This is a genomic window from Vibrio sp. JC009 (assembly GCF_029016485.1).
In the GTDB taxonomy this organism is placed as follows: Bacteria; Pseudomonadota; Gammaproteobacteria; order Enterobacterales; family Vibrionaceae; genus Vibrio.
Window position 1 is genome coordinate 832,960 of record NZ_CP092106.1, and the last position, 14,516, is coordinate 847,475.

Sequence of the window (14,516 nt, forward strand, 5' to 3'; positions counted from 1 at the left end):
AAGATTAAACAGAAAATGGAAAATTTAAACCAAACTCGTGATGTATTCTACGTTTCTGATGGAACAGCGATTACATGTGAAACATTAGGGCATGCGGTTATGCCTCAGTTCACATTTTCGCCAGTTGAAAGGACTTATCCCTTTATCGAGTCAGAAGAAAAGCTTAAGGAACTGATCAGAGAAATTGAGCGCTCTAACCGGGAAAGAGGCTGTAAACCTCTGGTTTTTTTCTCTATGGTGATCCCTGAACTTAAAGAGCAGCTGCTTCAGTGCGGTGCGTTTTTTTATGACGTACTGCAACCACTGATTGACTCCATGCAGCGCGATTTGCAAATGGAGGCAATGCCAAAGCTTCAGCGCTCACGCAGTGTGACTAAGAACTCGGAAGGTTATTTCGACCGTATTGCCGCCGTGGAGTATACCCTTGCGCATGATGACGGCGTTTCGCTTAAAGATCTTGATAAGGCCGATATTATTCTTCTGGGTGTATCGCGAAGTGGCAAAACACCAACCAGTGTTTATCTGGCGATGCAGTTTGGTCTGAGGGTGGTGAATTATCCGTTTATTGAAGAGGATCTTCAGCGCTTAAAACTGCTGCCTGAGCTGGAAGTCTGTCGTCATAAACTGTTTGGCCTGACTATCGACCCGCACAGACTGGCTGAAGTCCGCGGACACAGGCTTGCGCAGAGCAATTACGCCAGCCTTGAACAGTGCACCAATGAAATAGAGCATATACAAGCGTTCTTCCGCAGAGAAGCTGTGCCGTATATCGATACATCTGAGCTGTCTGTTGAAGAGATCTCCGCCAGAATACTGGAGCATACTGGTATTCAGAGGAATCTTTATTAGGGACCTGCACTTATGCGCGGTTTGATGGTATTGGTGGCGTAAAGCAGTTTAATAGAGCGTCCTGGGCTTATGTACTACCAAATTCACTAGAAAGTATCAGTGGTGTTTTTCGGACGAAATCTACCTGCGGATTAGTTTTAGTATCTCAAAAAGTAATCAGCCACCGTTTTCTGTGGTGGCTGAGATGAACGGAAATGGGCATTTTCTGTCACCAGCGATCTGTCGCACCAGACTGAGTTTATGCAGTGATTATTAGAAAGTATGCAATACCTCATCAGCCCAGAATCACTTTTGCCCCATTGTCTTTCAGCGAGATTTTGAGCCGATAAATTTCACCCCACACTCATAGGCATTAACTCAACGATTAAGATCTTAGGAGCGGTGAAAGGAAACTCCCAGAACCGTTCAAAGTAGGCTACTTAGGCTGATTTTACATAGTGAATATTTATGCCAATATTCGATGGACATAGTTCAATGTGACCACTACATCAAAAACGAGTATCAAGTTTGCGAAATACTCACCTGTACCGTACTTTTTCTAGTGTATAAAGTTACTGAACTGCACCATCAGTTTCCGATACTGAATCAAGTGAGAAAACTACGCACTCTTAGAAAAGGAACATTTTGTCTATTGGAAGATGTATCCCAACCCTGTGAACAATCGGCAATTCCACCAGATACTATATTTGTATAGTTAACCAACATAGAAAGAGTAGGGTAGTCCATGTCTTACAAAGAACTAACGGAGTTAAGTGGTAAGAACCTTATAGTGGCTGACATTAAACGACTACAGCTACTGATCATTTTTGTCACGGTATGCTTATGCGCTCCCCTCATACATGCGAAAGAAAAAACAGATTTTACTTTTGCAGCAATAGAAAACTTCGAACCCTATAGCTACTTGGATGAGCAAGGTAATCCAGCGGGTATTTATATTGATATAATGGATCTTCTGTTTGCTGACAGTGGGTTTACTTATACAGCAAATATTATGCCTTTTGGGAGAGCCATAAAATTTGCAATGTCTCATAAGGTGGACGGCATTATTGGTATATATGATACCCCAGACAGAAGAAAGCAATTCTATTATGTTGATTCTGTTCCTCTTACTAAGTTTCAGGTAACACTATTTGCTCGCCAAGATAGCCAGATAAATACTTCTGCCGTAAAAGAGATAAAAGGTAAAACGATTGGTAAGAAAAGAGGATTTCTGAATTCTCCTGCATACGATAAAGCTTTAGCAATGCACGAATTTCAGGTTCATGAGGTTGAAACGCTGGAGCAATTGACATCAATGTTACTCTTCAATCGAATTGATGCTTTTGTATTTACTTCAAATCAAACATATCCATTTTTACGGAACAATGGTATGGAACACAGAATAAAAATGTTGAGTCCACCTCTTAAGGTAGGAATTACCTATCTTGCTATTTCTCGCACACTTGAAAATATGCCGAATGACTTTATTTCGTTTTTGAGTGATAAGATGAGTACGCTTGAGGCTGAAGGGACAATCAAAATAATACACAATAAGTATAAAACGGATCTGTAGTGTAGCTCATTGTTACATCACGCATAGACTACCGATCTAGCTGTATAAAACAGGGAGATGTCTCAAAATCGCGATGCTCTAAAATGTCCAAAAGCTTGCACGGTCGGCATCTCACATTGAGGTGCTGATTGTCATTTTTGGATACCAGAGGCTATCCGATGGGTAGATTTAGGACTGAGCACCCAGCTCGCTTCTGTCCAACTTCGAGCTGGCTGATGCTGCTAGCTCAGATCTGCCCCTTTCGGTGTTAACGCAATTACTCAGTGGCAAATCGTGCCACTGAAATCACCGTACTTTTTCTCATGGTTACCCGCAGAGAGATCGTGACAGGAAACTCCCAAAACCTATCACTTTTTAACATTTCACCCTCTTTATCACACTTGCATAATGATTCGCTTTGATGGTTGTCCGGTTTGACTGGAGCAGATCACTTGATTAAGTTCCATCGATTTAAGCATCAAAGTCGTGCTAATTAGCGGTTTAGTGTTGAAGCTGGCCGGCTTTTCCGATGACTAAACATAGCATAGGAAATGGCTATAAGTTAAAGGCCAGAAATGATTGACAACTGATATACCAGTTGGAATACTAAGCCTACAAATTGGACTTCTTCAAAGTGATAGCGTGAAACCAGCATTGATAAGCAATATTCAACGGTTCTCTCTTGATGATGGGCCTGGAATCAGGACCACCATTTTTTTTAAGGGATGCAATTTACGTTGTGCCTGGTGTCATAACCCGGAAACAATAGGCTCTCTACCTACACTTCAGTTTATTGCCAGTAATTGCACTTCTTGTGGAAACTGCTCGCCTGTATGCACCCAGAAAGCTCACAAAACAGAAGGGTATGTGCACTCATTCGACCGTACAAAGTGCATCGGCTGTGGTGATTGTGTTGAATCCTGTGCCCAGGATGCTCTGGAACTCATAGGGAAAAGCTATAGCCCCGGCAAACTGTTCACCGAAATAGTCAAGGATCGACACTATTACTCAACATCAGGTGGTGGTGTGACATTCTCGGGTGGTGAGGCCGCACTGCAAGTCGATTTCATTCTAGAGGTAGCAAAGCTTTGTAAAGCGGAAGGTATATCCATGGTTTTAGACACCGCCGGAAATGTGCCGTTTAAAAGCATAGAAAAGCTACTCCCATACATTTCACTTTTTCTTTATGACTTAAAGTGCATCGATTCAGAAAAACATAAACGATGGACTAAGGTGGATAACCGAAGAATTATCAGAAACCTACAGTTGATCGACCAAAGTAAAGCGAAATATGTCGTTCGTATTCCGGTTATTCCTAATTTTAATACCAGTGTTGAAGAACATAGCCGCATAGCCCAATTTGTCGCAACTCTATCTAATCCAAGCCAGGTTCAACTGCTCCCTTACCATAGCTATGGAGCAGGAAAATACGAAGCGATAGGGCTGGTCAACACCACCAAAGAGTATGCTCCACCAACCGAGGGATTTTTGCAAAAAGCATTGCAGTGCTACCACGACTTGGGGCTAAGTGCAGAAATCGCATAATGAAAATAGAACTCAACAGAAAGCAAAATCAGACTTACATAATTATTCAAGGAAGAAAGCAATGACAGCACCAACCGTTACCATGAGCAAACGCGTCAAATACATATTTGACCGCCGTCATAACTATTATGACCGGAAAGAAATACCTAAAAGAGCTCCTCACTATCATACTGCTTTTGCTAAGCATGAGCATGATTCGAAAAGTATCCAGATTGCCATGGGCTTTAAAAATTTTATTTGTGAGAAGAAAATTCTTGTTTGTGAGCATGATATCCTGGCCGGATTTGCCTATCGCTATACTTACAAACCGTCATCGCCTTTTAACCTTCCGCAAGATTATGATCCGTTATATCGTCCGCCAGCAGGTATCGATACCTTTGAGGAAGCTGAGGCTGGGATTCTCGCCAACAACTTTGCTAGCGATTCCCAGGAAGCAGAAGAAATGCGAACATTCGCGCAGTGCGTATCAAAGTGGTTATATAAACACTGGGAGTCAGGACACATAATTCCCGGCTTTGAGAGTCTTATACAAGACGGGATAGGCGGCCGAATTCAGCAAATAGAAGCGGCTCTGGAACAGGCTAATAGCTCTGAAAAAGACGATCTGCAAGCAATGTTAATTTGTCAGCAGGCCGCATCTGAATATATTACTCGTTATGCTGACCACACTGCTCTGCTATCCAAACAGACAGACGATATTAATTTTAAGTCGCACCTGGATATGATGGAACAGTCATTACGCAATATATCTCACAAACCGGCACAGACGTTTTTCGAAGCGGTTCAACTTGTCTGGCTGACTCACGAAATGTTGTACGCAGAGAACTTCCCCGCTTCTTTTTCATTTGGTCGGATGGATGAATATCTGTTTCCATTTTACGAGAAGGACCTCAAAAATGGTGTAATGACCAAGGAGCAAGCGGTTGATATCATTGATGCCCTTTGGCTCAAGTTCGGCATTACTCTCCACGGCTATCAGAACATCACTCTGGGCGGGTTGGATAAGAATAACAATTATGTAGCCAACGAACTCACGGTAATGATGCTACAAGCCAGCCGTAAAACTCGCTTCGACCAACCTCTGCTTTGTCTTCGCTATCATGAATCTATGCCGGAACACATTTGGGAAGAAAGCATTGCACTATTACAGACAGGGATAGGTTTGCCCGCTATTTTCATCGATGACTTTTGCATCAAAACAAAGATGCAAATGGGGCAAAGCAAAGAAGATGCTCTGAATTACGGCCTGGTGGGATGCGTCGAAATGGCTTGTCCGGGTAAAGAGTACTCGAAAACAGAGGCGTTACGTATTAACTTAGGAAAAATTCTTGAGATTATGTTCTTTGACGGCAAAAGTAATAGCACAACGGCAGGAGGTATCATTGGTAATTCTTCGATTGCGAGTATTGCGGTGAGCAAAGAAAGCATTCAAAACTATAAGTTTCCGCTGTTCAGTGGCTATCGATTTGATCAAATAGCCAGTTTTGAAGAACTGTTCGACTGGTATAAATCTGAGTTATCAGAGCAGCTAAAGTTTTCGATGACAGCCATAAATCGACTAGACTCTGCGCTTCCTAAATGCTATCCGACGCCTTTCTTGTCTGCATTTATGGATGGGTGTATCGAGAATGGTAAAGATGTGACAGCAGGGGGAGCCATATACAATAACTCAGCAGTGAATCTATGCGGGATGGCGAATGTTGTTGACTCGCTCTGCGCTATCAGAACACTAGTTTTTGAAGAGAAACAATATTCTCTACAAGATTTTAAACAGGCAATGAAATCGAACTACGAAGGTTACGAAGATTTGCATCTGGCGATACAACGCAAATGCCCGAAATTTGGCAATGATATAGATAAAGTCGATAGCCTGATGGCAGAGCTTGTTGCATCGGCAAACAGTGTGGTTGAATCGTTTACAAACCCTCGCGGTGGACGTTGGCAAATGGGGCTGTATTCTGTAGAAGATCACGTAAAGATGGGTATCAATACTGGCGCTCTTCCTGATGGAAGACGGAATGGCGAAGCGATGGCTAGTGCTATCTCGCCTGTTCAGGGAAAAGATATCAATGGGCCGACAGCCGCAATCAACTCACTACTAAAGACAGATTTAAGTGTTGCTACAAATGGTATGGTCTTAGATATTAAATTTAGTCCGACTTTCTTTGATAAAAAGAGTCACCATCAAGCACTAAGAATGCTAGTGCAGGCATACGCAGAGCAAGGAGGTGGAGAGATTCAGTTCAATGTTATGGATCGAAATACCTTACTGGATGCTCAGACCAATCCTGAACAATATAAAGATTTGGTCGTAAGGGTTTCCGGCTTCAGCGCATACTTCACTAGTCTGGTAAAAGAAACACAAGATGAGATTATCTTGCGGACTGAGCATATGGGCGTGTAATCAAAAAAGAGACAGGCATAAAATTGCTACCATACGTAACCGGATATGCCCAGTTGAAAAAACTGCTGTGATATCCGGTTATTTTTTGTCACAGAACGCCGAGCTTGCGGTCAATAATATCGATATAAACCCGAATGTGATTTTCAGCAATAGTTTTGCTCAGACTTCCATCTTTCTGCTCAATCGCGTCGAATAACCGGCGATGACTTTCAAACTGTTCCAACATTTGCTCGGGTGAGAACACAAGATAATGCCAAAATCTGGCACCAAGACTTTGGTAGCTTCGCAACAACTTTTCAAGTTGAGGGTTACCAGTAGAGGAGTAGATGATGTTATGAAACTCAGATTCTAGTTGAATCAAAGCTTTGTCATTTACTTGACCTTCCTCCTCAAAACTTTCTACTTCATCAAGAATATTTTTTAGGTTCGCAAGTTGTTCTTCTGTAATTCTTGATGCTGTTAGCTCGGCAGCAATACCTTCAATACCTACTCGAACCTCAGTAATTTGTTTTAGAAAGTTAAAATCCATGGGGGCAACCCATGTTCCGGAACGGGGAACCCGATTTATCAGCCCTTCACTTTGCAGTTCAAGAAACACGTCACGAAGCGGTGTTCGACCGATACCGTATTGCTCCATGATTTCTTTATCTTTCAGCAAATCGCCGGGAGAAAGTTGCTGTGTAATTATACGATATTTAAGATCTTCATAAGTTTTTTGCTTAGTGGAGGTCATACCCATCTCTGCTTTTTTACTACTGGCTAACCAATGGAAGTATATTCAGATTAATGCATCTTTACCAAGTAAAGTTGTGCATGAACTACAAAAATGATTCTAGAAAACATACCTGCAAACTAATTTGCCACACAATATAACATGGAGTTAACTTGTTGAATATTAAGTCTTTGTGTGTGCTTTTGGTGCAAGCTGACCTTTTGTAGTGCATTCCGCTGATAAAGCACAACCCTTTGCTTCGAAAAGCTGTATTTAGCACAAATCACGGGTGTCAAAATACAAAGATCCTCCCCCTCATCATTTATCTTACCTAATTGGTATACCTACTGGTATATCAGTTAGTTGGCGCAAAAAACACGATGCAATGATTGAAACTCTAGTGGCCAGAAAGTTTAGTGACCGCTGTCTTTACTGAATAACCTTGAGAGTGGCATGGTTACTGCAACTCTATAAGCAGCTTACTAAAAACTCTTTTTATATTATTGAGTTGTTAAGTTTTAGATACATAACATATACAAGGATGAACCATGAAACTGAACAGAAATAAGGCTGTGAAGACCATGCTCTGGATAGCCAGTCTGGCTCTCTTTACCGTTCCCGGGCTTCAAGCAAAAACGATGAATCTCAAGTTTGCGCATCAGAACAATGTTTACGATGCTGACCAACTCTTGGCTGAAACCTTTAAGAAATTGGTAGAAGAAAAAACGGATGGGGCTTTGGACATTAACATCTATCCTGGCACTCTTACCGGCTCTGAAGAAGAAGCGCTCGAATTTGCAACCATGGGAACCGTTGATTTTTCAGCAAATAGTGCTGGTCATATCGCAGGTTACTACGATGATATTCAATTCCTTCAACTCCCATACCTATTTAAAAGCCACGAGCACTACAACGTAGCCAGACGATCTGGTGTGATTGAAGAAATTCTGGAAGGGGTAAGCAAAGCAACCGGAATGATAGCTCTGGGCATCTATTCTGACTGTAACGGTTTCGCAATCGCAAGTAAGAAAGCCATCAACAGCATCAAAGATGCTAAAGGAATGAAGCTGAGATGCATGCAGAATCCGCTGTTTATTGACACCTACGAAGCATTTGGCTTTACAGCTACACCTACAGACTGGGGTGAGTTGTACACATCACTTCAAACAGGCATGGTTGAAGCCGATGATTTAGGTGTGTATTGCAACAGCATCTTCAAAATGAGTGAAGTTGTTGGAAGCTATGCCATTCTGAACCAAATGTGGACGCAAAAGATCCTGTTTGTTTCTCCTATCACCTGGGGCAAGTTAAATGACGAGCAGAAAGCGATTGTGAAAAGCGTTGCTAACGAAGCGATTGAACTGACTGACGCCTGGCAGTATGCACGTGAAGCTCAGTATATCGAAAAAGTGAAAGCTGCGGGTCAAACTGTCACCTACCCGGATACGGCAGAGTTTAAAACAGCCGCTGAATCTGTTTATACCAAGTGGTTTAAAAATAAACCTAACTGGAAATCCTGGTATGAGCAAATCCAGTACCTGGATCCTAATGCCCGATTACCGAAAGCCTATCAATAACTAAATCCTGGCGCTGGTGTTCTCGAAAAGACTTAGGTTGAGTTTGAACACCGGCCCTATCTTCCAAAGGAAAGGTAATAAGATGTCTACAACACCGAAATTCGCCGTAATCACAAGCATAGACAAAGCTATGAATAGGCTACAAACAGTATGCGGGAATACCATATTTTTGTTATTGGGTGGACTGATTGTTCTGCTTGGAGCGAATATCTTATTAAGATACAGCTTTAATGCCCCTATTGCCTGGTCTAATACAGTATCCAGATATGCTTACATCTATATCGTACTTATCGGCAGTGCAATAGCTTATCTCAAGGACGGGCATGCAAGAGTTGACTTTTTTTACGATAAAGCAAGTCCCAGAGTAAAAAAGCTGTTTGACTTTATTCACTGCCTGATAATGATGTCTGTCTGTGTCATTTTTATAGTGATGGGAAGCCAGCATGCTATCTCTATGTGGGCCGTTCACGCACCTATAATACCTTGGTTACCTGTTGGTTTAGTGTACCTTTCGATTCCACTATTCGCCCTGCTGGTTTTTCTTTATCTGCTGAAAAAGCTGATTTCTCTTTTCTAACATCAGGTATAATTCATGACTTATGTTGTATTGATGATTATTTGTTTTCTGTTGCTCATGGCAATCAGAATTCCTATCCCTTTTGCTCTTATAGCATCAACTTTGATATATTTTATTGGTGCTGATATCCCCTTTAATATTCTGAACGTCAGGCTTCTAAGGTCCTTTGATTCCTTCGTACTTCTTGCAATCCCATTTTTTATTCTGGCAGGTAAAATCATGTCAGAAGCGGGAATAAGTGACCGTATAATAAAGCTGGCTGATCTTATGGTGGGGAGAGTTAAGGGTAATCTCGCTTACGTAAATATTGTAGTGAGTATGTTCTTTGGTGGTATTACCGGCACAGCAATTTCTGACACAACGGCAATTGGGTCTGTCATGATTCCGTCCATGACGAAAAAAGGGTATTCAAAAGCCTTTAGTGCTGCGGTAACCGCCGTATCCTCAACTATGGGGCCTATTATCCCACCTAGCATAATGTTTATCATTTACGGTTCCATAGCCCAGGTTTCTATTCAAGACATGTTTTTAGCAGGCGCACTTCCAGGAGTGATGGTGGGCGTTGCTCAGATGCTAGTTGTGTGGCTGTATGGTAAGAAAGTTGAACTGCCCAGACGAGAAGAACGTATATCGGCTAAAGAAGGCGTCGGGATCATCGGTGACGCGTTTTTCGCTATTTTACTCCCGGTAATTATCCTGGGTGGAATAGTCTTCGGAATTGTTAGCCCGACAGAGGCAGCGGTAATAGCCACTTTTTATGCCATTTTCATTTCAATGTTTATTTACCGCTCATTGACATGGAAAAAGTTATTGGAAGTTATCCGCGAATCCACGGTTGAAACTGGCAGTGTATCCATAATTATCGCATCAGCAGCTCTTTTTGGTTGGGCACTCTCGAATGAACAACTACCAATGCTATTTGCACAGTTTCTTATGGAGAACATTCAGTCTCCCTGGATGATTTTATTGCTAGTCAATGTGCTTCTCTTCTTCTTAGGAATGTTTATGGACTCAATACCAGCTTTAATGATTGTGACTCCTGTTTTCCTTCCTTTGTTCAAAATGCTTGGAATAGATCCGCTTCACGCGGGATTGTTTATGAGCGTTAACCTGATCACCGGCCTTGCCACACCACCGGTTGGTTGCTGCCTTTTTGCAGCGTCCATAATTTCGGGTGAAAGTATGGAGAAAATAAGCAAAGCCATCATGCCGTTTATATTAGCTAACGTACTCATTGTTCTGCTAATTACATACATTCCCGGTTTTACTCTTTTTATTCCGTCTTTATTTAAGTAGACAAAAAATATAAATTAACCAAACCCTAAGAATCACTTATCAGGCAATTGAGGCCGCAATGTCTGCTTAACCAGCACCGAAGGTGGTTCGTGGCTTGTTCTCCAAGTCACGAACCGAATCTCCCGTTTCCTATCACGGTTTAGAACATAGCCTTAGTTACACGAGATAAACATACATTTTGAAGTGTCCATGCACGAAATTATCGTTTCTTGCACTTAAGGCACAACGATAAGCCGTACCTGATTGCGTTTTGGGATACCAAAATATAGGGTAAATTAAGATGCGATTTATGGTAGACAGTTTCATTAGCATGGGAAGGCGCTGAACCGCCTCGGGAGCATACTGTGTTTTGCATGTTAATGCTGAAATCCTGCATTAAGTTAATCTGAAACTATAAGTTTGGGATGAAAACTTTTGTCCAAAACCTTTCAGATTCGGCATCTCGCATTGAGATGCCGTTTGTTAATTTGGGGCATCATAAGTTATCCGAAGGGTAGAAATCAGCCCGTTGCCGTAACTCGGAAATGTCCATAAGTGAGCTATGCCTCCCAGCGAACTTGCATAACGATACAGGCTAAAACTACTGTTTCGGAGCACCCTTCATGAACACTTCTGGGAGTTTTCTTTCACCCCATATGAGCTTCCGTTCGTTTAGCTTGTGCCGATAAATCAGGGACGGAATTTATCGACTGAAATTCAAACAGTTCCACTATGGTACGAGAAAGCAATCTCTGAGCAAATCCCGTTCACCTTTCCCTATTCCTGCTTCTTTCGCCCGTTCTTCCCATTGTGAAATGGCAGTGGTCACTCTTTGGTGAATACTTTCAGCTCTCTTGGCATCTAGCTGAAAGTATTCTGCGACCTCATAGGCTAGCTCAACTTCGAGGGCATTGCTCACGTCATCAATATTAAGATGTAAACCCGTAGCATTCAGGGTAGGGTTAATGTCGTATGCTGGGGACAATCGCCAACCTGTCGTATCAAAAATGAATCCGTGATTCCGTAGATGATCATCGCTATTGGAAACCATAATATTAAATAACATACGTGTCCAAAGCTGCTCTAAGTCTTCTTGTGTTTTTGAGCCGCTCTGGATAAGGAATTCAGCCAGTTCTAGATAGCTTGCACCGTCATCATTACCGTCATAGTACTCCAACTGCGTCATAGCCGAAGTGAAATGAAGCCTCTTACCGTCATCTTCACGATCAAACCGCTTGGTAAGAAAGATATGATGATGCGACCCAATAGCCTGTATCTTTGATTTTGCCATATCAATACCGGCATCAAGTGCCATCTGGTAAACAACGAATTCCCATAGCCCAATATCGTAGTCATCATAACGGCTCGGGAACTTGGCTAGCCATAGAGTGTTGTCGATATCCCTCACGGATGCTTTAGGGCGTGCACCACCTAGTGACGAGCCCGGAGAGATAAGCATATTCAGCCATTTTAGGTAATCAGGGTTATCAAAGTCTGGTTTATCCTCTATACCATTCGCAGCTTGCTGTAGTTCTGGCAGTGATGTCATTGCCGGTGCGGCTAAATCGTCATTGTCATCCAAGAATGGGCCGTTATGTGAGGTACAGAAACGTAAGGCACCCATACGAAATGAGTCATGCACACCCAATAGATAATTGGTTTCGAACAGTTTGTTTGCTTTACGTTTTTCGTTGCGGGCAATCACCGCTTCTCTGCGTTGCATAAGTAACCGTCCCCAGCGGTCAGGGCATGAGTCTAGAAAGACTTTGAAATTTCTATCGTCTTCTGCGTGTTGCTCTCCTACGTATAATTGAAGGGCAGGATCGATTTGGTGAACGTACTTGGAAGCGAGCCACTTATCATCGTAATTAAAGCTAAAGTGTTCCTTACCGCGAATCACTGAGGAGCGCAACGTACCTACGAACATAGGTTCACCAGACTTAAGCCAATCAGCGTAGACGTAGATTTCCATTTTCCCGGCCCTTATCGTGTACTTTTCAACAATTCAATGTCTTGTAGCTTTCTACCAAGCACATCGTCAAGGGCTACTTTGCTTAGATCAGCTAATAGGCCAAGAACAGCGAGTACATTAACATAGTGGCCAATAGACACAGATGGATCTCCCTTAGCTATCTTGCGCAATGTCGGCTTGGAAATACCCGTTCTCTTATGCATCATATCCTGGCTTATTCCACGGCGTTTCATCGCCAGCGTTATGTTTTCGCCCAAATTATGCAGGATTTTCTGATTTTTCGGGAAGACGACCGCTCCCCGCTTAGTTTGAGTATTCTTGCTTACCATAATGAAGTTATACTTTCACTTAATATCAATAAGTGAAAGTATAGTTTCATTTTGGTGGGTTGTTCAATGATATTTTCGATTAATTGAGAAAAGTAGGCAGGGATGCAAAAAATAGCAAGAGTGAAACTATGCTTTCATTATCTTGGTCTTTAGTGAAAGCATAGTTTCATTTGCAAGGTGGTGGGATAGATTTGTTTGTATCGAGATTGGGAGACTTGCAGGTTGAGTGCAAATTAATCCAACTAAGCCTTTTTAAGCGCCTTCTTGATTTTCTTCACTTTAGCAGCGGCTTTTTTAAACTTCTTAACTTTAGCTTCTGCTTTCTTTAGTGATTTTTTAAGATCTTTCTTAGCGACTTTTTTTGCTGCTTTCTTAGGTGCTTTTACTTTCTTTGCGTCTTTCTTAGCCATCATGAGTTTCCTTTTAGCTATTTTATAAAAGCAGGGCTGATATCCAGCTTCTGCCATTTCCGTGATCGGGTGGTTTTTGTATATACATTGCATTGCTGGAGTATTTGCAATGCATATATCATTGATATGCTAAAAGTGTGATAAGTCAAGATGAGAGAGTGAAAACTGGGGAGAGAATGGCATTCTGAATTCCGGTAATCTCTCTTGGGAAATTACCGGAATTACTTTTGGAAGCTGGTGTTACTCTTCGTCAGGAAGCTTAACGTTCAGCTCCAGAACGGAAAGGTCATCGTCGCCCTGTTCAAGGGAGACATTCACCATTGAAGGATCAACTTCAACGTACTTGGCCAGTACTTTCAGAATATCTTCCTTAAGCTGGGGAAGATAAGAGACAGAAGGGTTCGCTTCACTTCTGCGTTCAGCAACAATGATCTGCAAACGCTCCTTTGCAAGGCCTGCTGAGGTTTTCTTCTGTGGACGGAAAAATTCCAGTAGTGACATCTTAACCTCCGAACAGTCGCTTGAAGATGCCTTTTTTCTCTTCCGTCAGGAATCGAAAATCCATCTGCTCTCCCAGCAAGCGTTCTACGGCATCGTCATAGGCCTGACCGGCATCTGATTGTTCATCAAAAATAACCGGAACACCTTTGTTGGATGCGTTCAGTACCGCCTGACTTTCCGGGATAACACCCAGAAGTGAGATATGCAGGATCTCCTCCACATCTTCCACGCTCAGCATTTCGCCCTGGTTTACTCGTGCAGGGTGGTAGCGGGTCAGAAGCAGGTGCTGCTTAACTGGTTCCAGCCCTTGTTCAGCGCGGCGTGATTTTGAATCCAGAATGCCGAGAATACGGTCTGAGTCACGTACGGATGAGACTTCAGGGTTGGTGGTTACAATTGCTTCATCGGCGTAGTAAAGCGCCATCAGTGCACCCTGCTCGATACCTGCCGGAGAGTCACAGATGATGAAATCAAAACCCGCTTCATCCAGCTCTTCCAGAACTCTTTCTACGCCTTCTTTTGTCAGTGCGTCTTTATCACGTGTTTGTGATGCCGGAAGGATAAACAGGTTATCGGTGCGCTTATCTTTGATAAGTGCCTGATTCAGTGTTGCTTCACCGTTGATAACGTTAACGAAGTCGTAAACGACGCGACGCTCACAACCCATGATCAGGTCAAGGTTACGCAGACCGATATCAAAATCGATAACAGCGGTTTTTTTACCTTTTAGCGCCAGTCCGGAAGCAATAGCGGCACTGGAGGTGGTCTTTCCTACGCCGCCTTTTCCGGATGTAACAACAATTATGCGTGCCATGTGTTTTTCCTTATTCCTAA

The 14,516-nt window shown here is 42.5% G+C and carries 13 protein-coding genes; 7 read left to right on the forward strand and 6 right to left on the reverse strand.

Going from position 1 to position 14,516, the window contains the following annotated elements; translation table 11 throughout:
* Positions 1 to 15 precede the first annotated feature (15 nt).
* From L3Q72_RS03975 to L3Q72_RS03990, 4 genes are all read left to right on the forward strand, one after another.
* A complete protein-coding gene (locus tag L3Q72_RS03975; protein WP_275131373.1) occupies positions 16 to 849 on the forward strand; it encodes a pyruvate, water dikinase regulatory protein in 834 nt (277 codons plus the stop codon).
* 724 nt (positions 850 to 1,573) lie between these two features.
* Entirely contained in the window at positions 1,574 to 2,401 is an 828-nt protein-coding gene (locus L3Q72_RS03980) for a transporter substrate-binding domain-containing protein (RefSeq protein WP_275131374.1), read from the forward strand.
* A gap of 621 nt (positions 2,402 to 3,022) precedes the next feature.
* Positions 3,023 to 3,925, forward strand: a complete 903-nt coding sequence (locus tag L3Q72_RS03985; protein WP_275131375.1) for a glycyl-radical enzyme activating protein — start codon at positions 3,023 to 3,025, stop codon at positions 3,923 to 3,925.
* Between the two features lie 61 nt (positions 3,926 to 3,986).
* Positions 3,987 to 6,329: a pyruvate formate lyase family protein gene (locus L3Q72_RS03990; protein ID WP_275131376.1), complete on the forward strand. Its 2,343-nt coding sequence runs from the start codon at positions 3,987 to 3,989 to the stop codon at positions 6,327 to 6,329.
* 88 nt (positions 6,330 to 6,417) lie between these two features.
* Here the strand turns inward: L3Q72_RS03990 and L3Q72_RS03995 are convergent, their stop codons facing one another.
* On the reverse strand, positions 6,418 to 7,062 hold the full coding sequence (locus L3Q72_RS03995) for a GntR family transcriptional regulator (RefSeq protein WP_275131377.1): 645 nt from the start codon (positions 7,060 to 7,062) through the stop codon (positions 6,418 to 6,420).
* A 527-nt stretch (positions 7,063 to 7,589) separates the two neighbouring features.
* Here L3Q72_RS03995 and L3Q72_RS04000 point away from each other — a divergent pair.
* The 3 genes from L3Q72_RS04000 (at position 7,590) to L3Q72_RS04010 (ending at position 10,491) form a co-directional block, all read left to right on the forward strand.
* Entirely contained in the window at positions 7,590 to 8,618 is a 1,029-nt protein-coding gene (locus L3Q72_RS04000; protein ID WP_275131378.1) for a TRAP transporter substrate-binding protein, read from the forward strand.
* Positions 8,619 to 8,700: 82 nt separating this feature from the next.
* Entirely contained in the window at positions 8,701 to 9,195 is a 495-nt protein-coding gene (locus tag L3Q72_RS04005; protein WP_275131379.1) for a TRAP transporter small permease, read from the forward strand.
* 15 nt (positions 9,196 to 9,210) lie between these two features.
* The gene (locus L3Q72_RS04010) at positions 9,211 to 10,491 is read left to right on the forward strand and encodes a TRAP transporter large permease (protein ID WP_275131380.1); all 1,281 of its coding nucleotides are present in this window, start codon (positions 9,211 to 9,213) and stop codon (positions 10,489 to 10,491) included.
* Positions 10,492 to 11,200: 709 nt separating this feature from the next.
* On the opposite strand, the gene L3Q72_RS04015 is transcribed toward L3Q72_RS04010, so the two are convergent.
* The 5 genes from L3Q72_RS04015 to minD all read right to left on the reverse strand — a co-directional run bounded on the left by L3Q72_RS04015 (position 11,201) and on the right by minD (position 14,496).
* Entirely contained in the window at positions 11,201 to 12,442 is a 1,242-nt protein-coding gene (locus L3Q72_RS04015; RefSeq protein WP_275131381.1) for a HipA domain-containing protein, read from the reverse strand.
* 11 nt (positions 12,443 to 12,453) lie between these two features.
* On the reverse strand, positions 12,454 to 12,771 hold the full coding sequence (locus tag L3Q72_RS04020) for a helix-turn-helix transcriptional regulator (RefSeq protein ID WP_275131382.1): 318 nt from the start codon (positions 12,769 to 12,771) through the stop codon (positions 12,454 to 12,456).
* Positions 12,772 to 13,013: 242 nt separating this feature from the next.
* Complete coding sequence (locus L3Q72_RS04025) at positions 13,014 to 13,238, reverse strand: hypothetical protein (protein WP_275131383.1); 225 nt, start codon at positions 13,236 to 13,238, stop codon at positions 13,014 to 13,016.
* A gap of 183 nt (positions 13,239 to 13,421) precedes the next feature.
* Positions 13,422 to 13,682 (reverse strand): cell division topological specificity factor MinE, encoded by a 261-nt coding sequence (minE, locus tag L3Q72_RS04030; protein ID WP_275131384.1) that lies wholly within the window; start codon positions 13,680 to 13,682, stop codon positions 13,422 to 13,424.
* A gap of 1 nt (position 13,683) precedes the next feature.
* Positions 13,684 to 14,496, reverse strand: coding sequence for a septum site-determining protein MinD (gene minD / locus L3Q72_RS04035; RefSeq protein WP_275131385.1), 813 nt, complete (start codon positions 14,494 to 14,496; stop codon positions 13,684 to 13,686).
* Positions 14,497 to 14,516 lie beyond the last annotated feature (20 nt).